This is a genomic window from Chitinophagaceae bacterium, assembly GCA_016699815.1.
Lineage (GTDB): Bacteria > Bacteroidota > Bacteroidia > Chitinophagales > Chitinophagaceae > Ferruginibacter.
Window position 1 is genome coordinate 107,686 of record CP065012.1, and the last position, 25,984, is coordinate 133,669.

Here is a 25,984-nt window from a genome sequence, read left to right on the forward strand (position 1 = left end):
TGGGATTTTATTTTTTCTTTTTTTTAAATAAAATGAAATAAATTCTCAGGTAAATCTTTAAAAAATTTACCAGGGCATTTCCTGTTTTTGCCTTAGGCTGGATAATGAGCTATCCATTTCAATGGCTTTATCGCACATTTTTTCCCCTTTTTCTTTTGGCCCTTTTTTAATAAAGTTGAGGCCAGCCTGGTATAATGCTTTAGCATCGTTATTATCTAATTCCATAAGCTTTTGGCAATACATTAAGGATCGGTCGTACTGGCCTTTTTTATATAACGCTTCGGCAGCGTCTCGCAGTATTTCTTTATTACCGGGTTTTTTGCGCCAAACTTCTTTAATAAGTTCCTCACCTTTATCATAATTGCCGGCATAAAAAGAAGCAAATCCATAATTTTCATCAAAATCATTGGATTGGGTATAGCCTTTTTCTGCTGCTTTGGCAAAATATTTTACCGAATTTTTGTAGTTCCCCACATTGTAAGAAAGTAAGGCCAGTTCATAAATCCATGTGCTGCTGGCATTTTCCAGTTCGGCTGCTTTTTCGTAAAAAGGTATGGCTTTACTGTATTCGTCCATATCCAGGTAGCTGCGTCCAATGGTGTAAAGCGCCTCTGCATTGGCAGGATCAAGTTTAAGAGCATGTTGCAGGTGTTTTACGGCTTCTCCATAATCCTCTTTCCTGTAATAGCTCATTCCTTTTATAAACGAAGCATTGCTGCATTGGGTGCATTTGTTGGCAAACTCTATGGCCTTATCCAGCTTGCGGTAATTGTAATATATTTCGGTAAGTTCTTTAATGGCTTGTGGGTTATTGGGTTCCAGGGCATACACCTTTTCAAAACTATTTAAAGCAAGGTTTACTTTACGCATTTGTAAAGCAGCAAAGCCGTTTTGCAGGTAGGCCTCAGTAAATGAAGGGTTGTGTTTTACTGCGTTTTCAAAGGCTTTACTGGCTGGCAAAAACCTGCCTGCCTTCATTTCTTCATTTCCTTTGTTGAAGAAGATTGTGGCGCTGTCGGTAGCCTGCGAAAATGCAGGATGAGTGCCGCAAATTGCGGCAATAATAAAGAGGTGTTTCATGGTTTAAGTGGCTAGCGCAAACAGGGTTAGCTGTTTACTTTAATATTATAGCTGCTAACGGTGGAATGTTGAGTTTTAGTACATTAAGTTTCTTCTTTTTATCAACAACTTCACAAAAAATATTTTGGTTCATATACTTTCCGCTTCCCCAAAACTGCTCGGCATCACTGTTAAAAATTTCTGTATAGTGCAATTTACCACTCACTTGTATTTCCATGTTTTCCTGCGGAAAATTGCTAACATTGAGTACAACTAAAAGGTCGTTTACCCTTAGCTTTCCCTTGCGTTTAAAAATCATAATACCTTCTGTGCGGTAATTAAGCGAAACCCATTCAAAGCCTTTTCTGTCAAACTGTAATTCATAAAATGCAGGTTCATGTCTCAGTAAATAATTAAGGGTACGTACACATTCCTGAAGTTTATTATGAGCGGCATATTGCAGCAATGGCCAATCCAATTCCGATTTATAATTCCACTCACTGGTTTGGCCAAATTCGTTACCCATAAATAGCAGTTTTGCACCAGGGTGCGTAAACATCCAGCTATATAATAGGCGAAGGTTGGCAAATTGCTCCCACTCGTTTCCCGGCATTTTATAAAGCATGGGGCTTTTACCGTGTACCACTTCATCGTGGCTTAAGGGTAGCATAAATTTTTCATCATAAAAATACATGAGGCTAAAGGTAAAGTCATCCTGCACATCGGTTCTTATTGCTGGTGATTTTTTAAAATAGCGGAACATGTCGTGCATCCAGCCCATCATCCATTTCATACCAAAACCAAAGCCCATTTTATCTGCCGATAAAGTAATGCCTGGCCAGTCGCTAGCTTCTTCGGCAATTGTTTGTATACCAGGAAAATCCCGGTATAAAACGCTGTTTAACTCCCTCAAAAAACCTATAGCTTCTATATTTTCGTTACCCCCGTATTCATTGGGTTCCCATTCTCCTTGTTTACGGCTAAAATCGAGCCTTATAATGGAGTTTACTGCATCTACCCTTAATCCGTCAATATGAAATTTATTGAACCAAAAGTGGGCGCTGCTTATTAAAAAAGAGCGTACTTCGCCCCTGCTGTAATTAAAAATAAAGCTGTTCCAATCAGGGTGAAAACCTTTGCGGCTGTCTTCATACTCATATGTTCCCGAACCGTCAAAACGGTATAAGCCATGTGCATCTGCAGGAAAATGAGAAGGCACCCAGTCTAATATTACGCCAATGCCATTTTGGTGCAGTACATCAATAAGGTACATAAAATCTTCGGGTACGCCAAAGCGTGAAGTGGCAGCAAAAAAACCGGTTCCCTGGTAACCCCAGCTTCCATCGTATGGAAATTCCATTACCGGCATAAACTCCACATGCGTAAAACCCATTGCTTTTACATAAGGTACCAGGCGTTCTCTTATTTCATGATAAGTATTAAAAAGGTTTTCGTTGTTTTTATCGGGCCGCATCCAGCTGCCCAAATGCACCTCATACACACTCCAAGGGGCATTTAGTGCATTGTGTTTTTTACGGTGATGCATCCAGTCGCCATCTTCCCAGGTCATTTCAAGTTTACGGGTAATAGAAGCTGTTCCCGGCCTTACTTCACTATAAAAAGCAAAAGGATCGGCTTTCAAAAAAGTAGTTTCAAATATTCCGGTAATATGAAATTTATATAAAGCGCCAACAGGAAGCCGTGGAATAAAGCCTTCCCATATACCCGAGCTATCCTGCCGTACAAATAATGGGTGAAGCGTCGGCTTCCAGCCGTTAAACTCTCCTACCACAGAAACCGCCGTAGCATTGGGCGCCCAAACGGAAAAATAAAATCCATCCTGGTTTAATAATCTTAAAAAATGTGCCCCAAATTTTTCATATGCATTATACATTTTGCCCTGCTGAAATTGCTTTACTTCATCATCGCTGAAATAAGAGTAATTCCAAACATAACCGGTGGTTTCTATAAAATGATCATCTTCGTATGCCATCTCTAAGTTATTTTTACCGCTTATACAAAACGATTTAACGTAAAATTAGTAAATGATTAGTTTGCACAATTAATGAGATACCTGATTTTTGCACCAGCCAAAATTTTTTCTGCAATGACCCTAAAAAAAATTATTTTTCTCTTTAGCCTCGTTTTAAACGGATATATTAGCCATTCCCAGGATGTAAAAATTTCCGGTACAATTAAAGATACTTCTTCTTTTGCCAATGTAAAGAACTCTGTTGTGGCTTTGCTCACACCCAAAGATTCTATTTTACAAAGTTTTACCCGTGTAAATGCCAATGGATCGTTTACTTTAAATAAGGTAAAACCCGGTAATTACATAATGCTTATCACCCACCCGCTTTTTGCCGATTATGTGGAAGATATAGCAATAAACGCTGCATCAACTGAATTACCTTTAATTGCATTAACACCCAAAAGCAAATTACTGGAAGCCGTAATTCTTAAAAGTGGATCGCCAATAAGAATAAAAGGTGATACTACCGTATATACAGCCGATAGTTTTAAAGTGAGCGCCAATGCCAATGTGGAAGAGTTGCTAAAAAAATTACCCGGTATACAGGTAGATAAAAACGGAGAAATAAAAGCTATGGGTGAAAAAGTAGAAAAGGTATTGGTAGATGGCGAAGAGTTTTTTGGCGATGACCCCGGAATGGCCGTAAAAAACCTGAGGGCCGATGCAGTAAAAGAAGTACAAGTATTTAAGAAAAAAAGCGACCAGGCAGAGTTTACCGGAATTGACGACGGGCAGGAAAAGCAAACCATCAATCTAAAACTAAAAGAAGATAAAAAGAAAGGGTATTTTGGAAAAATTGATGTTGCAGGCGGGCCATTGAAAAATAAAGACCCACGCTTTAACAGCAATATGATGTTCAGTTCATTTAAAGGCAAAAGAAAAATTTCGGCATTTCTTTTAAACGGAAACACCGGGCAGGATGGACTGAGCTGGCAGGACAGAGAAAAATTTGCCAGCGATGATATAAATATGATGATGATGGATGATGGTGGTGGCATGTCTTTTTGGGGTGGCGGCGGACAAGGAGATGATGAACCCTATGTGAGTACACAAAATGGTTTTATAACCAATGTAAATGCAGGCTTGCAATATAATAATAAGTTTGCCAATAATAAACACACACTAAACTTTTCACCTAAATTCAATAGCCAGGTGTATGATAATAACAAATCCAATTATTCCCGCACCGACCTTGGCGACTCTGCACTTATTGAAAACTCTGCTACTAAAACTCATGTGAACCGTTATAATTTTATGAATAAGGGAAGCTACGATATGAAATTAGATAGCGCTGGCAACAGTTCGCTAAAAGTAACGGTAGGCGCAAATATTTACCATACCGAAAGTTCTGAAATGGTAAATTCAAACACTATAGGGGAAACCGGAACAAAAAAGAACAGTTCGGCATCTGACCGTAGTACCAACAGCGATAAACAGGCTTATACCGTTACCGCATTCTTTCGCCATAAATTTAAAAAGAACAGGAGAACTATATCAGTAAACACCGATTTTTATACACTCAATTCCAATGCTGATAATTACCTCGACAGGGAGTATGAAGCATTTTATAACGGTGTTTCTTTAGGCTTGCAGGATATAAATCAATTTACCAATTCCGATAAAAGCACCAAAAGATTTAGTACACGTATGGTGTACACCGAACCCATGAGTAAAAAAACAGCGCTTGAATTTGCCCATGAAATAAATATTAACAACGGTACCAATATCCAAAAAACTTACAGCTTCGATCCTTCTTCGGGTAAGTATGAAACAATTGTAGATTCTTTATCCAATGATTTTAAACAAACTATTGTTGAGAACAAACCTTCTGTAAAGTTTAGCTATAATGGCAAAAAAATTACGTATAGCTTTGGCTCCGGCGTTGGCTTTACCAGTTTTAATTTAAACGACAGGACATTGGATAAAAATTATAACCGTCATTATACCAACTTTTTCCCTTCGGCCAATTTTAATTATAAATTTAAAAGCAACAATAATTTCAGGTTTAATTATAATGGAAGAACCACGCAGCCATCTATAAACCAGTTACAACCCCTGAGGAACAACAACAATCAGTTTAACCAATATGTCGGCAACCCAGATCTTAAGCCATCTTTCAACCATAATTTTGGTTTGGGCGTGAATAGTTATAATTTTTTGAAAGACAGTTGGAAATATTTGGGCTTATGGGGAAGCGTTACACAAAATTCTATTACCAACGACAGGCAAATAAACCCACAAACCGGTTATACTATTACCAAACCTGTTAATACCAATGGCAACTGGAGTGTTGGCGTATACACCGGTATAGGTTTAAAATTAAAAAAGGCCGATATTAGGTTAAACCTAAGTCCCAATATGAATTATAGCAAGTATGCAGATATCATAAATTCGCAGGTAAGTTTCAGTAAAACTTTTTCCGGTGGACTGGGGCTTGACCTGCAAAAATCAAAAGAAAACAAATATGAGTTTAGCCTGGGCAATAACTATAGTATGAGCAGCAATACCAACTCACAGCGCAATACAAAAAATAAATTCAGCAGCTACACATTAGATTTTAACGGTACCATTTATTATAAAAGGGAGTGGTCTATTCAATCTGATTATAATTTTTACTACCGGGGAAAAGTAACAGAAAGCGGTGGCGCCTTAAACAACAATATGTGGAATGCAAAACTACAAAGAACATTAAAGAATAAGGAGTTTACCATTTACCTGCAGGTAAGGGATATATTGAACCAAAATATTGGGTTTGACAGGAATTTTAATGGCAATAATTATTACGAAGAACGGAACGACCGTTTAAAAAGATATTTTATGATTGGCTTTAGGTGGGATTTTAAGAATAAAGGCCCCAAGCCAAAAGAAGAACCTGCTTCTAATAATATTATTGCCTTACCCAAGTAAATTTGAAAATTTAGAAATGAAAAAGTATTTATTTATAGCCTTTTTAATTTGCGCCAATAGCATTTTGGCAAATGCACAAACTTTTATTGATAAAGCGATTATTGAGTTTGAGGTGAAAACCAATATTCAAAAAACCATGGGCAGCAGCCCAATGGCAGAAATGATGAAAAACCAGTTCCCCAAATTCCGTACAGGTTATTACAATTTTATTTTTTCAGGGAATAAAAGTATATACAAATTTGATCACTGGAGCGAAAAAGAAAAAATGCCTGATTGGTTCCGCCGTTCCGAAGAGGCAAGCACCTGGTATTTTGACCATGATGCCGAAAAATACAGTAGTTTAAAAGAAGTATTTGGCACTAAATTTAATATTGCCGATTCCATACAAAAAATTAACTGGAAGCTGGTGAACGAAAGCCGTGTAATTGCAGGGTTTAACTGCCGCAAAGCGGTTGGGGTAGTTATGGATAGCGTTTATGTATTTGCTTTTTATACTGATGAAATTGTAATTTCAGGCGGGCCTTGTTCTATACAGGGTTTGCCAGGCATGGTGCTTGGCCTTACCATACCCAGGCTTTATACCTCATGGATAGCAACAAAAGTAATGGTAAATACAGTTGATGAACAAGCAATAAAACCAATTGAAGCTAAAAAAACATTTACCCGTGTAACTTTAAAAGATTTAATTAATGAACGTACCAAAGATTGGGGCGGTGGGGATGACGATGAAGATAGCAGGCAATGGATGGAGCAGCTTAAATGGAATATAATGTTATAAACAATTAATCTTTATAAGCATAGTCGTTCATATAATCATAGGGTTGGGTTATTTTTCCATTTTTTACAATGGTTGCTTTTTCAATAATGGGCGAATTGCCGTTAATTAAATCCAGCATAATATATTTAATAAGTTGCTCCCCAAAATACCGGCTTGCATCCCTGGGTAATTCATTGGGCAAATTGCCAACGGCCATAATATCTACCGAATTCTTTAAATAAGGCGCTGTTTTTTCAAAGCTGGTTTTATCTACGCCATAAACAGGGTTATCAATGGTAGCATCTCCTAAATTTGCAGGTATTGAGCCATGTGCATCATCGGTAATATCAGCAATGGTTTGTACCCGGAAACCGGAATTTTTTATATCTTCCATTTCAAATAGCCGGGGTATATCTGCATCCCAGTACACGCCATTCATAATAATATCGGTATACGGTAAATATTGCTGAAACAAGCATTCAAATTCTTTCGGGTTTTGATGAAATTCAACTCTTGAATATTTACCGGTTTTCTTGTTTCGGTATAAATTATTCCCTTTTAAATGCACATAAACAGGATATTCAAAATCCCTGAAAAGATAATCTTCCGGGTCCACTTCATGAATGCCCATTAAATTCATTATTTCCAAAATACCATGTGCTACCCTTCCGCTTCCGGTAACGGCAATTTTTATGGGCGGTAAATGCAGGCCAAAATAAGTATGAATAAGGTATTGAAGGTTTTTGGAAGAATTTACCCTTTGCAAATTATATTTACCGGTACGGTTGCCAAATGCCATTATGCCGTTATGTGCACCCACAACACCGGCAAAAAAACCAAAGCCAATAATACGTGTACCATCAGAATGTTCCAGGCATTCATAATCAATTAACGTAATATTTTTTTGTACAATCGCCTGCAGCATTATTTTATTATAGGGCTGCAGTTTTTTGGTATGGCTAAAAAATAAATAAGTTTTATTGGACATGAGCATATTTACGGGCACTTCTTTAATGCCGAATAATATATCGCATCCACTTAAATCTTCCTGTGCTTCTACACCGGCTATTTTATACTCTGCATCGCTAAAACACCTTGTGGCGCTGGTTTGTACAATTATTTTAATATCTGTTCTGTTCTTATGTACCCATTTGCATTGTGCAGGTGTAAGCGCAACCCTGTTATCGGCAGGTACTTTGCCTTCCCTTATTAAACCAATATATAGCATAGCAAGTTGAATTGTGTGCGCAAGTTAACCCGTAAGATGGGAAAATGTTAACTTTGCAACATGAATTATTTTGAATTATTTGATCTCCCGTTTAGGGCAAGTATTGACCATACAGGTGTGCAAAAAAAATACATTCAACTGCAAAAAAAATTTCACCCCGATTTTTATACAAAGCTTAGCCATGACGAGCAGGAAGATGCTGAAAACCAGTCGGCACATATTAATAAAGCCTATGGCATTTTTAAAGATAAAAATAAAACGCTTGAATATTTTTTAAGGCAAAAAGAAATTATTGAGCATGATGAAAAGTTTAACCTGCCCAATGATTTTTTAATGGAAATGCTCGAAATAAATGAAGCCATTACCGAAAAAGAAAATGCCGCTGAACTGGTAAATGAATGGCAGCAAAAGCTGGAAGATGAAGTAAGAGATATATTAAAAAGTCAGGATCATATTGATTATTCTGCTGAAGATTTAAGCAGGCTAAAGACCTATTATTATAAGAAAAAATATCTTCTGCGTATTTTGGACAGGTTGGCCGATTGACGTAATATTGCACCCCGTTTCAAAAATTGCCCAGGTGGCGAAACTGGTAGACGCACCGTCTTCAGGTGGCGGCGCCGCAAGGTGTGCTGGTTCGAATCCAGTCCTGGGCACATAAAAAATTTTTTGAATAAGCGGGGGTATGCCCAGGTGGCGGAATTGGTAGACGCAGCAGACTCAAAATCTGCCGTTCGCAAGGATGTGCTGGTTCGATTCCAGTCCTGGGCACAAAGCTCTGATATTTGTCAGGGCTTTTTTTATAATGGCATATTTTGTGTACATTTTGTATGCTGCAGATTTTGACAAATTTTATATTGGCCAAACAGCAGATGTTGATGAAAGGCTTTTACGGCATCCTTAAAAAAATAAATAAAGTATTTACTATTTTAGTTATATTTACAGGTACTTCCCTAATTTTTATTTTTAACTAAGTAAATGAGAACATTACTACCTGTAGTACTTGTCTTAACTTTCGGGTTCCCGTCAAAAGCTCAAAACCATACTATAGATAGTCTTAACATGCAATTGGGCAAGGAAAATAATAGTGAGAAAAAACTGGAAATATTATCCTTACTTACCGATGAAAGCTTTAATACCAGCTTTGAAGAAGCCAAGTTTTATGCTTTAAAAGGCGTTACACTTGCCGATAATACCAACAATAGACAATGGCAACCCAGGTTTTACGAAAAACTGGGAAGAATGTACGCCAACCTGATGATGCTTGATTCTGCAACCTATTTTTTTGATAAGGCATTAAATGGCTATACCATAATAAAAGATAATAAGGGGCAGGCAACCACTTATTTTAAAATTGGCTGGGTGCTAAAGCGAAAAGGTAAAATAAAACAGGCAATGGAGGAAGACCTTAAGGCGATGAAAATAATGGAACAGCTCAACGATAAAAATGGCATAGCTGGCGCAATGAACCGGGTATCGGAAGATCTGTTTCGGCAGGAAAGGTTTGATGAAGCATTAGAGTATGCGGTAAAAAACATTGCCTTCTCCAAAAAAAATAAATTGTACGAAGAACTTTCCTTTGCCTACAGAGCTGCAGGTGATGTAAAAATTGCCATGGCAAGTCCCTCAATAGCATTAGCCTATTACGACTCGGCAATGCTTATAATGAAGCAAATCAATGCATCAATTTTTACCGTGTTGAATATTAGGAACGACAGGGCCAATGCCATAAAACGTATGGGCAATTATAAAGAGGCCCTTGCTGAATATACTGCCTGTTTAAAAAAGGCCGAAGAAGTAAATTACGAAAACAGTATTTACGTATGTTTAGCCAATATAGGCGAAACCAATATGATGCTGGGCAACTATCCTGAGGCATTAAAATATCAGCTCAAAACCGTTGCCTTACAGGAAAAAACACATGACCTTTCAAACCTTACAGAAAATTACGAACACGTAAGCAGTATTTATGAAAAAATGGGTGATTATGTAAATGCACTCAAATACCAAAAGCTTTCCCGTAAAATGCGGGACAGTACAGCCAAGATAAAAAGCGATATCGAGATGTCCGAACTGCTCACCCAATTTGAAACCGAAAAAAAAGATAAAACCATTGCCCTTCAGGTTTCTAAAATTTCTCAGCAAAAGAAAACACAAACTCTTTATATTATTTTAGCAGCCTTACTGGTTTTTATTTTATTTGGTTTGTTTTATTCTTACCAAAAGCGCAGGAAAAAAAATCAACTGCTCATAAAGCTCAACGGTCAGTTGGATGTAAAGAATAAGCAAAATGAGCTTTTGCTAAAAGAAATACATCACCGGGTAAAAAACAACCTTGAGCTGGTGAAAAGCCTGCTGGCGTTGCAATCGGCAAAGCTAAGCGATGCAGCATCAAAAGACGTAATGCTCCAAAGCCAAAGCAGGGTACAATCTATGGGCATCATTCATCAGAAACTTTACCAGGGCGAAAACCTGGGCAGCATTGAAATGAAAGATTATTTTATAAATCTGGGAGAAGGCATTTTGGATACTTTTAATGCAGAAGATAAAGTGAAAATTGAGTATGCTATGGACAAACTTGAACTTGATGTAGATACAGCGGTGCCCATTGGATTAATAGTAAACGAACTGCTCACCAATTCACTAAAATATGCTTTTCCGAATAATAATAACGGAAATATTTCTATAAGCTTGTATAAAACTTACCCGGAAACCTTAACTTTAAAAGTTGCCGATAACGGTGTAGGGAAACAATTTGGACAGGCCACTAAGGGAACCGGATTTGGCTCTCAGCTAATTCAATTACTTACACAGCAGTTGAATGGCAACATGGTTGAAAAAACAGATTCAGGAACAAAAGTTGAATTTCAATTTCACATTAATACAGCAGCATAATGGGTATTCCGGCAAAAATACTAGTGGTGGAAGATGAAATGGTAATTGGTGCAAATATTTCACTGGAGCTAACCAATATGGGATTTGAAGTAACAGGTATTGTACCTCGAGGAGAAGAAGCGCTGCACCATATAAAACAAAACCCACCCGATATTGTTTTGCTCGACATTCAACTTAAAGGGAAAATAGATGGCATAGAAACAGCGCAGATAATGCAAAAAGAATTTAACATACCTGTTATTTACCTTACTGCAAATGCAGATAATTTTAATTTTAACCGGGCCAAAATTACCCACCCTTATGCCTTTATTTCCAAGCCCTACAAAAAACTCGATTTACAAAGAGCCATTGAACTTACAGTGCTACAAATACAGGCCGAAAAAACCCCGCAAAAAACCAATGGCGGCAACGAAGTGCTGGCCTATATTTTAAGTGACTATCTTTTTGTGCGCAATAACGACAAGCTCGTAAAAGTAGAAATTAAAGACATATTTTATATTGAAGCCGAACGCAATTATTGCCGAATTTATTCAAAAGATAAAGAATACCTGCTGGTAATGACTTTAAAAGAAATGGATGAAAAGTTGCCGCAAAAACATTTTATAAGGGTACATCGTTCCTTTATTGTAAACCTCTCCAAAATTGACGAAATCTCCACAAGCCATATCGTTATTGGCAAAACAGCCATTCCTGTAAGTAAAGCCTTAAAGGAGGAATTGCTCAACAGGCTCCAAACTTTATAGATCATTTTTTTTCTGGTAACTAAATACATGAGTTGGTACAGTATTTTAAGGCTTTCGTCCTATATCACTTTTTACTCCCTATATAATTGTCTTACTTAGAAGCCTAATTCAATGAGCTACACTTTTTAAAACCACTGGTAAACAATCCTGTTTAAAGTGGCACAACCAAGTACACATCATAATTGTAACCGGGTATGAAAAAAGCAGGTATTATTGGTGGGGCAGGTTTTATTGGTAGTTATATCACCAAAGAATTTTTAGAAAATGGCTTTACTGTAAAAGTTTCCGTTACCGATATTTCAAAACAGGCAAAATACCAGCACTTAACTGAACTGGAGCTTTCAGGCAACCTCTACATTACCGAAATGAAGGTGGAAAATAAAGGCCAATTGGAGCATTTTGTGCAGGATTGCGACATCGTAGTGCATTGCGGTACTCCATTTCAACTTGAAGTAAAAGACCCGCAGGCAGAATTATTTGAACCCATAGTTAAAGGCACAGAAAATTTTCTTGAAGTAATCAATAAAACCCTATCCGTAGAAAAAGTAGTAATAGTAGCTTCTGTGGCATCCTATAATTCAAATTTTCCTATGCCGCCCGATGGAAAATCACCCGAAGAATCTTTTGATGAAAGCCAAGAAAAATTTATGAGCACAGACAGTCATCCTTACGGGCAGGCAAAGTATATGGCCAACCAGGTTGTAGATAAATTCATCAAAGAAAATAATAGCCTGCATTTTGAAATTTCTACTGTTTCGCCGGTTATGGTTTTTGGAAAATCTTTATCCGGCAGGGAAGATTCTACCTCTACCGGTATGCAGTACTTTATTCAAAAAATGATTGCACCCAACGAAAGCATAAAATTCTTTTATAAAATAGATGCCTTTTTTGCTATTGTGGATGTAAAGGATGTGGCAAAAGCTATTTATAAAACAGCAATAACAAAAGGCCTGCACGGTAAAAATTATTTGCTCAGCAGTGAAACATGGCGTGTTTCGGATGTAAACCGTATGCTGAACCTTATGGAGCCGCTGCATAAACCTTTGATTGTTTACCAGAATAAAATGGCCGAAGAAGATTTAGGGGTAGCCTTTAAACCTGTTAAACAAACACTATTCAATTATGTCATTTAACGCCCTTCAGTTTAGTAATACATTTTTAAAACATTCAAAAACAAAAATCATGAAAAAGTTACTGCTGTTATTTTCATTGGCAATTCCGATGTTGCTTTGCGCCCAAACAAAAGCGCCCAAAAAAAACAAACTCACCGTTATTACTTTGCACCCATTGCAAAATGAAACAGAAAATTTTGAGAAAGGCCTTGCGCTCCATAATAAAACCTTTCACTCCGGCGATGCAGCCATAGATATTTATCAGGTGCTTGTAGGTGATAGAACCGGCGAATTTCACTTTGTTTACCGAAACCTTTCTACCTGGGCAGAAGTTGAAAAAGGCTTTAATGCAGTTGAAGCCAAAGACCATTCAGCCGATTGGGAAACTAATGTTGGCAAATATCTCAACGACAAAACTGCACGCTATTTTTATGAACAAAGCGACGATAGCTATATGTCGCCTAACATGGCAGACATGAACACAAAGCTACTGGGTATTTATTTCATTGAACTCAATAATGGTATGGAAGATGATTTTTATGCCGGTTAAAAAAAGATTAAAGAAATGTACAAAAAAGCTAACTCTAAAAATTACTACCAAATCATGAGCAGGTCTTTTGGCAGCAATAGCCAGGTGGCCGTAGTTTTTCCACTGCCCGATGGATGGGCATCTTTTGAGCCAAAACCCGATGATGACTGGTCTAAATTATTTAAAGTGGCTTTTCCAAAAGAAGATTTCAAGTTGTTTATTAAAAAGTTTAATGCCACTCAAAAATCTTTCGAGTCACTGGTAGTGAAACACCGTGCAGATTTAAGCTCGCCCAACTAATGCATAACCCGGTTTTAGGCATTTGTCTCAAAACCGGGTTGTTCTTAAGAATTTTAATTAGTCAAACAATAATATTAAATAAAATGAAATCTGGAATTTTAGCAATACTATTATTTTCTACAATAATGCTTGCTGGATGTAATGAAGCGGCCAAAAAAAAACCAATAGATGCAAATACTGATACAAACAAGGTAACTATTGCAGATACAACCAAACAACCGGAAATGAATATCTCCGATGTAGTGCAATTCCATATCAGTGTAAAAGATTATACAACATGGAAAAATATTTTTGATTTGGATTCTGTTGCCAGGAAAGCCAGTGGGCTAAATTTAATTGTAATAGGCCGTGGAATGAACAAATCCAATGACCTTACCATTTACTTAAGCGTATCCGATCGGCAAAAAGCCAAAGATTTTGCAAACAGCCCCAGGTTAAAAGAGGTGAGGGAAAAAGCTGGTGTTATCTCAATACCTGATGTAAATTATTATCATATACTAAGGTTTAACCCTGATGCAAAAGAAAAACTTTGGGTAGTTGTAACGCATAAAGTAAAAGATTTTGGCGCATGGCTTAAAGTTTTTGATGCCGAAGGTGCAGCAACAAGGTTAAGCCAGGGCTTTGATGATGTGGTTTTGGCAAGAGGTATCGACGACAGCAATAACGTTCAATTGGTGTTTGACATTAAAGACCTTACTAAGGCAAAAGCAGCTTTAGCATCGGAAGAAAAGATAAAATTAATGGAAAGCGCCGGTGTAATAGGTAAGCCTTCAATTGAATTCTACAATACTGCCGAATAACGGGATATACTAATTAAGTATCATAAAATTCTTTGTGCTTTTTAATGCCAAGTCAAAGCCAAAAAAGGCATAAAACCAGAACAGGATTTATATTTTATATTCTAAACATTTAAACTTAAAAAAAAATGAACAACAATTATTTTCAAAAGCTAAAATTTTTAATCCTCGGCTTGCTTGTCTCTGTAATGGGCATTAGCCAGGTAAAAAATGTAATTTCCACCCAAAGGGTTTTTCCAAAAATTGATAAAGTAGCAGAGTTTGAAAAAGCCATTGCTGCACATGCCAAAAAATTTCATAGCGGAGAGCAAGGCTGGCGTGTATTTTCCATAGAATCCGGGCCCGATTTTGGAGGTTATCAACTTACAGAAGGCCCAACCAGCTGGGATGCCCTGGATACCCGTGGTGACCTGGGCGCCGAGCACATGACAGACTGGAATAAAAACATTGCCATTTATTTAACCGATAGAACAACAAACAGCTATTCAGTTTTTGAAGAATCTTTAAGCTCTGTAAGCCTGGGTGATGTTTCTGATAAAATACAGGTTACCCATGTGTATCCTAAAATAGGTAAAGGCGCAAAAGTAAGATCAATTTTAAAAAACCTTAAAGCAGTTTGGGCAGCAGATGGTTCATCAGTTGCCGTGTATTCTTCCAATGCTTCCGGGCACGGCAAATTTGCAATTGTTACAAGATTTAAACAAGGGTTAAAAGAAAAAGCAAAAGGCTTTCGTAAGCCTTTTAAAGAAACTTATGATGGCGTATATGGCGAAGGGGCTTATGATACCTATTCCGAAGATATCAACAGGTACGCCCAGGAAGCATGGAGTGAATTGCTTTTTTTGAGAAAAGACCTGAGTTCTAAATAAAGAGGTAATTCAAAGTTGGTTTGAAACATTTGTATTCATTCTTAGCAAAAAAATTGGCAGATTTATATTTAAAAGAGTTAATCATTACAGATGTTTCAAACCTTCTATTTATTCACTTTTATAATTTACTCAAATGAAAAAATATTATTTCTTTACCATACTTGCTGTAGCAGGTATGGTATCAGCCTTTGCCCAAAAAAAAATCAATGGAAACATTTACATTACCCACCCGGCTATTACAGTTGTTGAAGAGTTTGGCAAAGCCTTTGAAGCAGGAGATTCTGCAAAAATGGCCAGTTATTTAACCGCTGATTTTAAGTTTTTTGATGGCACTTCCAATCTTAACAACTTTGGAGAAGTAGGCAAAGCACAGTTTTTATCGGATGCAGCAAGTTTTAAAAACAGGTTTGACTATTTCAAATTTACCAATTTTCCAGGCAGCTATCCCGATGCATTAGAATATCAAAAAGACAATAAGAATAGTGAAGTAACAGTTATCACCTGGAATTCAATTAGTGGTGTTCATAAAAAAACCGGTGTAAAAATAGATGCTGCCGCACATTATAATTTTACCCTTACCAGCGATAATAAAATAAAAAGAATGCTGGAATATGCCAACTCAAAAGTGTTTGATGAAATAAGGGCTGGTTTTACCACCCGTACCAACGGTACCATTTACAACCACCACGAAAACATCAATACCGTTCGCAAATCAATGTATGCTTTTGAAAAAGGCGATGTGGACAAAGCCCTGAGTTATTTTGCCGACAACGTAAAATTTTTTGACATTAATTGGCCATTTGACTCAAGTATCAATAAGGCCCAGGCAAAAGCAGACTGGCAACAATTCATCAATGATTATGAAATTATAAAAATAGAAGAAGTAGGATACCCGGATTACCTGCAGTACGAAATAGGAAACGGCCGTGAGGTACTGTCCTGGTGGAAATACTTCCTGGTACGTAAATCAGATAAAAAGAAACTCACCGTTGCATTTCATTTTTCTGACAGCTTTAACGCAGAAGGTAAAATAACCAGCGAAGTTTCGTATTATGGCGCTGATTTTTTTAAGAAATAGTATCTATAAGTTCAACTATTTTACTGGGCAAAGCCGTAATTGAATTTGAATTTTTGTAACTTATCTTATTTACCCTGTGCTAATTCAGTAAGGAAGCGTTTTAACAGTTAATGGCCAAAGTTTATACTTTGGCTTTTTTTTTGAATATTTATTTATAAGCCTGGTAGAAAAATCTGTTAATATTAAAATTATTTCTTGCTGGTTACAGGTTTACACCCAATTTTGTAATTCCATTGGCGCTTACAGCAAAGTCCAATGCCCTAATCAAAATTATTTTATGGAACTTCTGATAGTAGATGATAACAAAATTGCACGAACAACTCTTCGGCAAATGGTTTCTCAAGTGAAGGAATTAACGGTTGCGGGTGAATGTGCAACTTCAATGGAAGCCTATAATTTTTTACAGGGAAAAACCGTTGACTTACTATTGCTCGACATTGAAATGCCTGGCATGAACGGTTTAGAACTTACTCACTCACTGGGAAGCAATAGCCCGGTTATTGTATATACTACTTCAAAAAAAGAATATGCCACACAGGCATTTGACTTGAATGTTGCCGACTACCTGCTAAAACCTGTAAGCGTTCCCAGGTTTATTCAGGCAATAGAAAAGGTAAAAGAGATTTTGGAAAGCAGGAAAGAAAAAGTAACCATGAGCGAAGAAGAATTTATTTTTATACGTGACTCTAATATAGTGCGCCGCTTAAAAGTAGATGATATCCTGTATGCAGAGGCAATGGGTGATTACGTAAAACTGCATATTGGCCAAAAATATTTTGCCATTCACTGCACACTTAAAGCAGTGGAAAGCCGCCTCTCCCCTGCTAAATTTATAAGGGTACACCGCTCCTATATTATTAATGTTGGCAAAGTTGAAACAATACAGGATGGGGCATTGGTTTTAAACGGCAAACCCATTCCGGTAGCCGATGCTTACAGGTTGGCGCTTAACCTTAGGTTAAATATACTTTAACCCAAGCAGCTTGTTATTTTTTCACCGATAGGTTTTCCTTAATCACCTATTCGATACCTCAATTGTTTCTTAGCTATATTAGGTTTGCTATTGCTACTTACTCTGTAACAAAAAAACAACTCAGTAATACTGAAATGAAAGCTAAACAAATTATCGAGTTATTTGTTTCTACTATAATACTGGTAATTTTATTCTATTGGCTTTTAAATATTATTGATCACCATGCTGTTCCAAGGCAACTCACACTTCCTATTGTTTTTATTATTGCAGATATTGTATTTCTTGCGGTATTTTTTGTTAAGCTTATTAAGCCGGACAAACAACAGCATAACCTGTAATACGATTTAGCGTAAATTGCAGAAATAAATATTGATGAACCGCTATTTAAGATATATCATACCGGTTGTTTTTATCATTGCCGTTTTACTCATTGTATTTCTCCAGTTTATTTCCAACCGAAGTATCAACCGCCTGGTAAATGGCAATGAGGAAATGCTTAATGGTTTTGAAATCAATAATACTTTACGAAACCTCCAAAACGGGGTTTTGACTATGGAGAGCAAAGTAAAAGGTACGGTAATTCGTGGAGCTGAAATTAACGATGGACATATTGCAAATGAAATTAGCAGCCTAAACAAAATGCTCGATAGTTTATCCAAAATGCCGGGCAGTAACTTAATATTGCCCCAATTAGCAATGTTAAGGGATTTAGTGAACCGCAAAATCAATACAGATACCCAAATACTCGACACTTTCCGGCTTAGCGGAAAAGTTTTTGCCGAAAATATAGTTAAATCAAATAAGGATAAACAACTTACCGATTCTATTCGTTTTGTTTGCAATCAAATAGACGGCTTACACCGTAATAAAGTTATTGCGGCTATGAAAGAAGCCGATTATAACGGGTTGCAGGCAAAAACATTGGGAAGAATTATTGCCATCATTGCCATTTTGGCTTCGCTATTCACTTTTACTTATATCGCCTTTAAAGTAAAGGAGCAGCAAAAACTTATTGACCGCTTAAACATTTCCGAAAAAAAAGCAAATACTGCTGTTAAAATTAAAGAGAACTTTCTTTCCAACATGAGCCATGAAATTCGCACCCCAATGAATGCCATTTTGGGTTTTACTGCATTGCTGTATAAAAAACAAATGGATGAAAGTTCTAAAGAATATTTACAAGCCATAAAAGTATCGGGCGATAATCTGCTCACCATCATCAATGATATACTTGACCTATCAAAAATTGAGTCAGGCATGATGCGGATAGAAAAAGCGCCTTTCAAAATACGAGAAGTAATTAATACGATTAAAGATATGCTGAGCAATAAGGCCGTTGAAAAAAATATTTCACTACAAATAAAATCAGATGACAACATACCGGAAATATTAGAAGGTGATGCAGTAAAGCTTACACAAATTTTAGTAAACCTTGTGGGTAATGCAATAAAATTCACCAGTAAAGGAATGGTAAGTGTTCAACTATTAAATAAAGGTTTTCAAAAACATAATTTCTTATTGGGTATTATTGTTTCCGATACCGGAATGGGTATTGAAAAAATGCAGCAAACTCAAATTTTTGAACGTTTTCAGCAGGCAGACGATACTATTACAAGGCAGTATGGCGGAACGGGACTTGGGCTTTCCATTGTAAAAGACCTTGTACAATTGCAAAACGGAACTATAAATGTGGAAAGTGAAATTGGCAAAGGCTCCTCTTTTATACTTAGCATCCCCTATACAATTTCCAGAATGCAAACTCATACAACTGCTCCCTTTACAGGGCAAACTGGTAACCCGTTTATCATTTTTGAGAATAAACGCATTCTTATAGCTGAGGATAATGAAATAAATCAATTGTTATTAAAACATTTACTTAAAGAATGGAACCTGGATTATGATATAGCTTTGAATGGAAATGAAGCAATTGAATTGCTCACACAAAAGAATTTTGACCTTATTTTAATGGACTTACAAATGCCCGAAATGGACGGCTACACTGCTACAAAGCATATAAGGGAAGTAATGCATTTAAAAATCCCGATTATTGCCATTACTGCCCATGCAATGGCTGGTGAAAGAGAAAAATGCATGGGTTTTGGTATGAACGAATATATTTCAAAACCTTTAAGAGAAACTGAATTATTGAACCTCATCCTGTATTTTATTGGCAAACAAACTACGGAAATGCCGAATGTTATGAAACGTAACACAATACCCCAATTTTCATTTGCTTATATCCAACTTGATTATTTAAAGGAACTGAGCCAGGGCAATATTGCATTTGAAAAAGAAGTAACCAGCCAGTTTATAGAGGCTTTACCAAATGCACTATCAGTAATAAAAAGTGCATGGGAGTGCAATAACCTGGAAGCAATAAGGCAGCAGGCACATAATTTTAAAACCACAATTTCTATTTTTGGCCTCAATGAAAAACTCAATCCCTGGTTGGACTATTTAGAGCAGGGCAATCTTTCCCAGGAACTATTTACGCTATACTTTAATCCTCTTCATGAGTTTTGCTCTAAAGCACTCGATGAAGCCAGGCAGTTTTACCAAAGCTTCAGCTAATCCATCATTTCCAGCAGCCATTTCCATTAATTTATTACTTTTTAAAAAAAGTGTACATTGTTTATTCCCTTTTCACCGATGGAAATTGCCCAATCACCTATTTATCAATTTAAAACTTTTTTGCCGGTTGTAGGTTTACACTACAAAGACAAAAAATGATACATCAATCTTTGCTTCATCAATTTGATTATTCTATACCTGCAACTTCTGAAACTTATGCAGGTCCATTAAAAGTTTGTGGTAAAAAACTTGCAAGTCATTTGCCTTTGCTAAAAATGAAAATTGATTTTTTAACCGGCACAATGAGAATAGATGCAGACTGGCGTTTTATTGCCCGGGAAGAGTTGCATCACAATTCTGGTTTTTTCACAAATTACCGGGAAAGAGTAATGATTGAAGCCATTATAAACTCATCAATTGAAATTAACCTGGCAGGAAATATATGTGATGGGCTTTTATTTCCAGTTGAAGGTAAAATAAATGATGGCAGTATTATATGTTCCTGTACCGGCATGATTATTTTGGAAGCTGGCTGCAATAATAATATTATACATTTAAATACCTGGATGTTGAATATTTACCTCTATAATGCACTGGAAGAAAATTTTGAAATTAAACTAAAACTTCCGCTGTATTACGCTTCCGTTTCTTCTCACAATAACTAAACATATATTTTTAAACAATCAAAATTAGAACAATGAAAAAAGTAATCTTTGCAGCAATAGCCTTAATGGGTTTAAGTACCGCAGGCCTTGCACAAACCAGCACAGCAGCCAAAACACAACCGGCAAAAATGCAGGTACCCAAAAAAGTAAGCGCAGCACAGGCGCTACAAAGTAAAGTTGCCACAGTGCATAAAACCACTCCCTCTTCTGCACCCGCCCAGGTAAAGCAGGTGGCAAGCAAAACCATCGCAAAAAATGCTGCAGCACCGGTTAAAAAAGATGGCACTCCAGACAGGCGCTATAAAGCCAATAAAAGGCTGGCAAAAAATCATCACATGAAAAAAAATGGCACTCCAGACAAAAGGTTTAAAGAAAACAAACAACCGAGTTGATGTTTGCCTCCAATCGCAAAGGCCCTGTGAGAAATTTTCGCAGGGCTTTTTTAATTAGTTTAGGCAATAGCCAAAACACCAATATAGCGTATTATCTATATTTTATGCCGTTTCGCCGATTAGTATATATTTTTAATTTACCCAATTATAGCTTTGTAAAAAAATGAGATTATGAAACACGTCAATTTAATTATCGTGGTTTGTTTTGCCCTCATAAATTCTTGTGTAGCACAAAACAAGCCCGATTTCAGGAACTTTCAATGGGGTGATTCTATTGAAAAAGTACAAAGCGGTGAAGCAGCTCAAAATGTATTAAAAGATAACGACGATATGTTGCAATATAAAGACCAGCTGGGAGGTTTCACTTGTGATGTAATGTATATTTTTAATGAAAACAATAAGCTGATAAGTGGCAATTACAGGTTTAGCAAAAAATATTCAAATATGCAACTCTATGTGCAGGATTACAATTCATTTAAATATTTGCTCATGCAAAAGTATGGCAAACCTGCACTGGACCAGGAAAACTGGAGCACTAAAGCAACACCCGGAAATAGCAATGCAACTGTAGGGCAGGCAATTGCCGATGGTACCCTTTCTTTAATTACAGAATGGCATACGGACCGAAGTACCATACAAATAATGCTCAACCATAATGGCAACCAACCACTTTTGCAAATATATTATACAGCTAAAACCTTAAATGAAATGGAAAATAAAGCAGCGATGCAAAAAGCATTAATCAAACTTTAGAAAAGCAGAAATAGTAATTGCAGCCCTGGTTTTGTTTGAATTTGCCAATGATTGAAGCAAAAAGCAGCAATTACTTTAACCCACAATTATATTTATAAAATTTTAAAAAATCTTATCATGAAAAAGTTAATACTGTCAATTATCGTTACTTTTTTTTACGCATCTCTTGTATATGCACAAACCGAATCTGTTTTAAAAAGCGAAATAAAAACCAATAAAACTGCTAAAAAAATTTATAAAGATAAAAAAAGGCAAGATAGAAAAGAACTGAGAGCTTTAGAGGGTACAAAAGTAAGTGAACAGGCTTTGCAACAGTTTACCCGTGATTTTGGGAATCTGCCTGTATTAAAAGCATATAGAAGTTACAATTTTGATGAAATTACCTTTGTACAAAATGGTATACAATCAAAAGCATATTATGATGGAGATGCTCAACTCGTTGGCACAACGCATACTATAGCCTATACCAATTTGCCCGCCAATGCACAAAAAAAAATCAATAAGCTGTATAAGGCATACAAAGTAATGGAGGTAATACTCTTTGATGACAATGAAGCCAATGAATCTGATATTTGGTTTTACAATACCAGGTTTAATGATGCAGACTCCTATTTTGTAAGGTTGCAAAATGCCAATAAAAGAATAATTGTGCAGGTAGATCTGAACGGCGATATAAGCTATTTCGCTTCTTTAAAGTAAGCGGCATTTTTTTTTATTCAGGGAAAGGGATAATCAATAATGGGTAAAAGCTGCAAGTTTAAAACACTTGCAGTTTTTTGTATAAAATATTTGCAGATCTTCTTCATAAACAAAACGGAAAGTATACACAAGGGCAGGCACTACCTTACCAGTTCTTTACCTTTAAAAAAAGCTATTGCTAAGGGTTATTAAGCTATTCATCTTGCTAAAATACCTATTATAACATTTTTTATATTAAATAAAAAAATAGCTTTATTGTTGAAAATAATTATGAAAAGTCTAAAACTATATACAATGAAATACAATACAGGCAAAAGTTTTTTCTGTATTTTATTTGCAGGGCTTTTTCTATCTGGATGTACCATATCCAGCCATCCAGAAAAAGCCACCGCTGTTAATTTTGCCGCTTATAAATCCTTTGCATGGGCTGTTGCTGCAACGGCACAAATAGCAGACAGGTTAGATAACGATATCATAGATAACAATATTAAAAACTCAGTAAGCCGTCAATTAATACAAAAGGGCTGGTTGGAAACATCATTCAACCCCGATGTATGGCTCGACTATACCATTGCCGTAGATAAAGGCAGCCGTAAGGAAACGGAACCGGTTTACCGATATCCACACACTCAGTATTTTTTTGGGCGGAGGAGAATTTACAGTATATAGGATCCCGGCGCTTTAGTTGGCTATCGCTCCCAAAATGTACCATTTAAAACCGGCGAATTGCCCATAAATATGATGGATGCAAAAACCAATAAGCTTATTTGGCAAGGTTGGGCAAAAGGAGAAATCAATTCTTTGCATGTTACCTCTAAAGATGTGGATACCCGGGTGAAATCTATTTTTAAAAAATTTGATTACCCTGAAACTAGCTAGCAAGAACTTTTGAAAAGCATGAGAGGTAAAAGCTCCGTAATAATGCGGGGCTTTTTTATATTAATTAGTGTAATGTATATTGATTTTGCTTTTACAAACTTGTTTCTACCTGCCAATTGCACTAACTTGCCGCTATTGCAATCTCATATGAATAATTTAGAAAAAAACAAAAACGAAGATGCCCTAAAACTGGCATGGAGCGATGTTAAGCAAAAGCTGGATAAAATATTTGAAGGTGGTGGAGCAAAAGCAGCGGCTAAGCAAAAAGAAAAAAATAAATTAACAGCACGGCAGCGCATTGCTTATTTATGCGATAACGATAAGCCTTTTATAGAATTGGGTGCCTTTGCCGGTTATAATATGTATGAAGAATATGGCGGTTGCCCGGCAGGTGGTACAGTAAGCGGTATTGGCTATATTAGCGGCAGACAATGTATGGTAGTGGCAAACGACCAAACAGTTAAGGCAGGCGCATGGTTTCCTATTACGGGCAAAAAAAACCTTCGTATGCAGGAGATTGCCATGGAGAACAGGTTGCCGGTGATTTATATTGTGGACAGTGCAGGTGTATTTCTTCCCATGCAGGATGAAATTTTTCCCGACAAAGAACATTTTGGGCGCATTTTCCGCAACAATGCAAAAATGAGTGCAATGGGTATTACACAAATTGCAGCCGTTACCGGCGCTTGTGTAGCAGGCGGCGCTTACTTACCCATTATGAGCGATGAAACTTTGATGGTGGAAGGGAACGGCTCAATTTTTCTTGCCGGGCCATACCTCGTTAAAGCGGCTATTGGGGAAGATGTAGATTCAGAAACATTGGGTGGTGCGGCAACACATACTGAAATTTCCGGCATAGCAGATTATAAATTTAAAACTGAAGAAGAATGCCTCGATGAAGTAAAACGACTGGTGGGCAAACTAGGCGAATCACCAAAAGCAGGTTTTAATAAAATTGAAAAACTTGAGCCGGCTGTGGATGCAGATGAAATATTTAAAGTGATGTCTCCGGGAAATACCAAACCTTACAATGTAATGGACATAATTAATTGCATTGTAGATAAAGAAAGTTTTGATGAATTTAAACAGGATTATGGAAAAACGATAGTATGTGGCTATGCCCGTATAGATGGCTGGGCCGTGGGTATTGTTGCCAACCAACGGCTTATTGTAAAAAGTAAAAAAGGCGAAATGCAGTTAGGCGGTGTTATTTACAATGATAGCGCAGATAAATCGGCAAGGTTTATTATGAATTGTAACCAAAAGAAAATCCCCCTATTATTTTTACAGGATGTTACGGGTTTTATGGTAGGCAGCAGAAGCGAACATGCAGGCATTATAAAAGATGGCGCCAAAATGGTAAATGCAGTTGCCAATTCTGTGGTACCTAAAATTACCATCATTACCGGTAACTCTTATGGCGCAGGTAATTATGCCATGTGTGGCAAAGCTTATGACCCAAGGTTTATTTATGCCTGGCCTTCGGCAAAAATTGCGGTAATGGGTGGCGAGCAGGCAGCAAAAACCATGTTGCAAATTCAAGTTGCCGGTATGAAGGCAAAGGGCGAAGAAGTATCTGCCGAAAAAGAAAATGAAATTTTAAAAAAGATTACAGAAAAATACGAAAAGCAAACCAAGCCGTTTTATGCAGCTGCAAGGCTATGGGTTGATGCTATTATTGATCCTGCACAAACCCGTATGATGATTTCGGAGGCCATTAAAGCAGCCGATAATAATGCTGAAATACACGGTTTTAAAACCGGTGTTTTCCAGGTATAATTTTATCAGCATATACTTCATTTCAAATTTTTTTTGATGGACCATATTACTATTTATACAGATGGCTCTTCAAAGGGAAACCCAGGCCCTGGCGGCTTTGGGGCAATACTCATGTTTGGGAAACATTCAAAAGAAATTTCTATGGGCTACCGGTTTACAACCAATAACAGGATGGAATTGATGGCCGTACTTGCCAGCCTCGAAGCTTTGAAAAAAAATGATCTTCCTTTAACGATACACAGCGATAGCCAGTATGTTGTAAAAGCCATTAATGAAGGTTGGCTCAATAATTGGATAAAAACAGGTTTTAAGGGAGGTAAAAAAAATAAAGACCTTTGGGTAAAATATTTTCAGCTCTCCAAAAAATTCAAAATTAAAATACAATGGGTTAAAGGTCACGCCGATAATCCTTATAATAACCGTTGCGATGAATTGGCAACAACGGCCGCAGATGGCAAACACCTTTTGATAGATGAAGGTTATGAAAACCAGGTTGGGAATTAATAAAAACTGCTACAAACGCCTGCTATAAGGCCTTTCAAAAAGTTTTCAGTAAAAGCCCTATAGTAGTTTTACGATTAAGGCAATAGTAGCCATCCCATAAATACATCAGGTTATTTACGATGCACAATGTAATAAACGCAATGTTAAAAAAGGGCAATATCACTCTTGTTTACTTATGCTTACTGCCGCATCTTTGTACCAGAAGTTGATTGATAGCGATTAAATATCAATCATTATCCAAAGTTCCTGAATAAAGCCAAAATGCTTACCAATATCCAATAAGCGAAAAGCTGTAAAATTCAATATCAGTCAACTTCTATTTTAAATAAAAAAAGTTCTTTTAAATATTTTGTTCGTTTTAATGTCATATTGATATCCTTGTAAAAACCAACCAATATCAAATGAAGCCTATGCTGTAAAAAGCGATGATGGCAAAAACCAAAACCAACTATCCCGTAAAAAC

The 25,984-nt window shown here is 36.8% G+C and carries 26 protein-coding genes and 2 tRNA genes; 25 read left to right on the forward strand and 3 right to left on the reverse strand.

Going from position 1 to position 25,984, the window contains the following annotated elements; genetic code table 11:
* Window positions 1-66: 66 nt before the first annotated feature.
* Both IPO46_00495 and glgB read right to left on the reverse strand, forming a co-directional pair.
* Window positions 67-1,080 carry a tetratricopeptide repeat protein gene (locus IPO46_00495; protein ID QQS63133.1) on the reverse strand — a complete coding sequence of 338 codons (1,014 nt, stop codon included), beginning with the start codon at window positions 1,078-1,080 and terminating at the stop codon, window positions 67-69.
* A gap of 34 nt (window positions 1,081-1,114) precedes the next feature.
* On the reverse strand, window positions 1,115-3,052 hold the full coding sequence (glgB, locus tag IPO46_00500; GenBank protein ID QQS63134.1) for a 1,4-alpha-glucan branching protein GlgB: 1,938 nt from the start codon (window positions 3,050-3,052) through the stop codon (window positions 1,115-1,117).
* A 72-nt stretch (window positions 3,053-3,124) separates the two neighbouring features.
* On the opposite strand from glgB, the gene IPO46_00505 reads away from it, so the two are divergent.
* A complete protein-coding gene (locus IPO46_00505; protein QQS63135.1) occupies window positions 3,125-5,998 on the forward strand; it encodes a TonB-dependent receptor in 2,874 nt (957 codons plus the stop codon).
* A gap of 16 nt (window positions 5,999-6,014) precedes the next feature.
* On the forward strand, window positions 6,015-6,776 hold the full coding sequence (locus IPO46_00510) for a GLPGLI family protein (protein QQS63136.1): 762 nt from the start codon (window positions 6,015-6,017) through the stop codon (window positions 6,774-6,776).
* A gap of 4 nt (window positions 6,777-6,780) precedes the next feature.
* On the opposite strand, the gene IPO46_00515 is transcribed toward IPO46_00510, so the two are convergent.
* On the reverse strand, window positions 6,781-7,983 hold the full coding sequence (locus IPO46_00515) for an alanine dehydrogenase (GenBank protein QQS63137.1): 1,203 nt from the start codon (window positions 7,981-7,983) through the stop codon (window positions 6,781-6,783).
* Between the two features lie 60 nt (window positions 7,984-8,043).
* Between IPO46_00515 and IPO46_00520 the strand changes: the two genes are divergently transcribed.
* The 23 genes from IPO46_00520 (at window position 8,044) to rnhA (ending at window position 25,521) form a co-directional block, all read left to right on the forward strand.
* On the forward strand, window positions 8,044-8,529 hold the full coding sequence (locus tag IPO46_00520; protein ID QQS63138.1) for a DnaJ domain-containing protein: 486 nt from the start codon (window positions 8,044-8,046) through the stop codon (window positions 8,527-8,529).
* Between the two features lie 28 nt (window positions 8,530-8,557).
* Window positions 8,558-8,639: transfer RNA gene (locus IPO46_00525), tRNA-Leu, on the forward strand.
* A gap of 31 nt (window positions 8,640-8,670) precedes the next feature.
* Window positions 8,671-8,754, forward strand: a tRNA-Leu gene (locus IPO46_00530).
* Window positions 8,726-8,887, forward strand: a complete 162-nt coding sequence (locus tag IPO46_00535; protein ID QQS63139.1) for a GIY-YIG nuclease family protein — start codon at window positions 8,726-8,728, stop codon at window positions 8,885-8,887. Before IPO46_00530 ends, IPO46_00535 begins: the two co-directional genes overlap by 29 nt.
* Before the next feature lie 74 nt (window positions 8,888-8,961).
* Complete coding sequence (locus IPO46_00540; GenBank protein ID QQS63140.1) at window positions 8,962-10,878, forward strand: histidine kinase; 1,917 nt, start codon at window positions 8,962-8,964, stop codon at window positions 10,876-10,878.
* On the forward strand, window positions 10,878-11,621 hold the full coding sequence (locus IPO46_00545; protein ID QQS63141.1) for a LytTR family transcriptional regulator DNA-binding domain-containing protein: 744 nt from the start codon (window positions 10,878-10,880) through the stop codon (window positions 11,619-11,621). Before IPO46_00540 ends, IPO46_00545 begins: the two co-directional genes overlap by 1 nt.
* Before the next feature lie 194 nt (window positions 11,622-11,815).
* Window positions 11,816-12,754: an NAD-dependent epimerase/dehydratase family protein gene (locus IPO46_00550; protein ID QQS63142.1), complete on the forward strand. Its 939-nt coding sequence runs from the start codon at window positions 11,816-11,818 to the stop codon at window positions 12,752-12,754.
* A gap of 49 nt (window positions 12,755-12,803) precedes the next feature.
* Window positions 12,804-13,283, forward strand: a complete 480-nt coding sequence (locus tag IPO46_00555; protein QQS63143.1) for a hypothetical protein — start codon at window positions 12,804-12,806, stop codon at window positions 13,281-13,283.
* A 54-nt stretch (window positions 13,284-13,337) separates the two neighbouring features.
* Window positions 13,338-13,562: a hypothetical protein gene (locus IPO46_00560; GenBank protein QQS63144.1), complete on the forward strand. Its 225-nt coding sequence runs from the start codon at window positions 13,338-13,340 to the stop codon at window positions 13,560-13,562.
* Between the two features lie 83 nt (window positions 13,563-13,645).
* Complete coding sequence (locus IPO46_00565; protein QQS63145.1) at window positions 13,646-14,362, forward strand: hypothetical protein; 717 nt, start codon at window positions 13,646-13,648, stop codon at window positions 14,360-14,362.
* Between the two features lie 125 nt (window positions 14,363-14,487).
* Complete coding sequence (locus IPO46_00570) at window positions 14,488-15,228, forward strand: hypothetical protein (protein ID QQS63146.1); 741 nt, start codon at window positions 14,488-14,490, stop codon at window positions 15,226-15,228.
* A gap of 133 nt (window positions 15,229-15,361) precedes the next feature.
* Window positions 15,362-16,306 carry a nuclear transport factor 2 family protein gene (locus IPO46_00575; GenBank protein ID QQS63147.1) on the forward strand — a complete coding sequence of 315 codons (945 nt, stop codon included), beginning with the start codon at window positions 15,362-15,364 and terminating at the stop codon, window positions 16,304-16,306.
* Between the two features lie 277 nt (window positions 16,307-16,583).
* A complete protein-coding gene (locus IPO46_00580) occupies window positions 16,584-17,279 on the forward strand; it encodes a response regulator transcription factor (GenBank protein QQS63148.1) in 696 nt (231 codons plus the stop codon).
* A gap of 134 nt (window positions 17,280-17,413) precedes the next feature.
* On the forward strand, window positions 17,414-17,617 hold the full coding sequence (locus tag IPO46_00585; protein QQS63149.1) for a hypothetical protein: 204 nt from the start codon (window positions 17,414-17,416) through the stop codon (window positions 17,615-17,617).
* 34 nt (window positions 17,618-17,651) lie between these two features.
* The gene (locus IPO46_00590; GenBank protein QQS63150.1) at window positions 17,652-19,850 is read left to right on the forward strand and encodes a response regulator; all 2,199 of its coding nucleotides are present in this window, start codon (window positions 17,652-17,654) and stop codon (window positions 19,848-19,850) included.
* A 155-nt stretch (window positions 19,851-20,005) separates the two neighbouring features.
* Window positions 20,006-20,515 carry a hypothetical protein gene (locus IPO46_00595; protein QQS63151.1) on the forward strand — a complete coding sequence of 170 codons (510 nt, stop codon included), beginning with the start codon at window positions 20,006-20,008 and terminating at the stop codon, window positions 20,513-20,515.
* Window positions 20,516-20,547: 32 nt separating this feature from the next.
* Window positions 20,548-20,907 carry a hypothetical protein gene (locus IPO46_00600; GenBank protein QQS63152.1) on the forward strand — a complete coding sequence of 120 codons (360 nt, stop codon included), beginning with the start codon at window positions 20,548-20,550 and terminating at the stop codon, window positions 20,905-20,907.
* 171 nt (window positions 20,908-21,078) lie between these two features.
* The gene (locus IPO46_00605; protein QQS63153.1) at window positions 21,079-21,660 is read left to right on the forward strand and encodes a hypothetical protein; all 582 of its coding nucleotides are present in this window, start codon (window positions 21,079-21,081) and stop codon (window positions 21,658-21,660) included.
* A 117-nt stretch (window positions 21,661-21,777) separates the two neighbouring features.
* A complete protein-coding gene (locus IPO46_00610) occupies window positions 21,778-22,359 on the forward strand; it encodes a hypothetical protein (GenBank protein QQS63154.1) in 582 nt (193 codons plus the stop codon).
* 294 nt (window positions 22,360-22,653) lie between these two features.
* On the forward strand, window positions 22,654-23,028 hold the full coding sequence (locus IPO46_00615; protein ID QQS63155.1) for a DUF4136 domain-containing protein: 375 nt from the start codon (window positions 22,654-22,656) through the stop codon (window positions 23,026-23,028).
* A 69-nt stretch (window positions 23,029-23,097) separates the two neighbouring features.
* Window positions 23,098-23,238 carry a hypothetical protein gene (locus IPO46_00620; protein ID QQS63156.1) on the forward strand — a complete coding sequence of 47 codons (141 nt, stop codon included), beginning with the start codon at window positions 23,098-23,100 and terminating at the stop codon, window positions 23,236-23,238.
* 147 nt (window positions 23,239-23,385) lie between these two features.
* The gene (locus tag IPO46_00625) at window positions 23,386-25,017 is read left to right on the forward strand and encodes an acyl-CoA carboxylase subunit beta (GenBank protein ID QQS63157.1); all 1,632 of its coding nucleotides are present in this window, start codon (window positions 23,386-23,388) and stop codon (window positions 25,015-25,017) included.
* Window positions 25,018-25,053: 36 nt separating this feature from the next.
* Entirely contained in the window at window positions 25,054-25,521 is a 468-nt protein-coding gene (rnhA, locus tag IPO46_00630; GenBank protein QQS63158.1) for a ribonuclease HI, read from the forward strand.
* The last annotated feature ends 463 nt before the right edge of the window (window positions 25,522-25,984 follow it).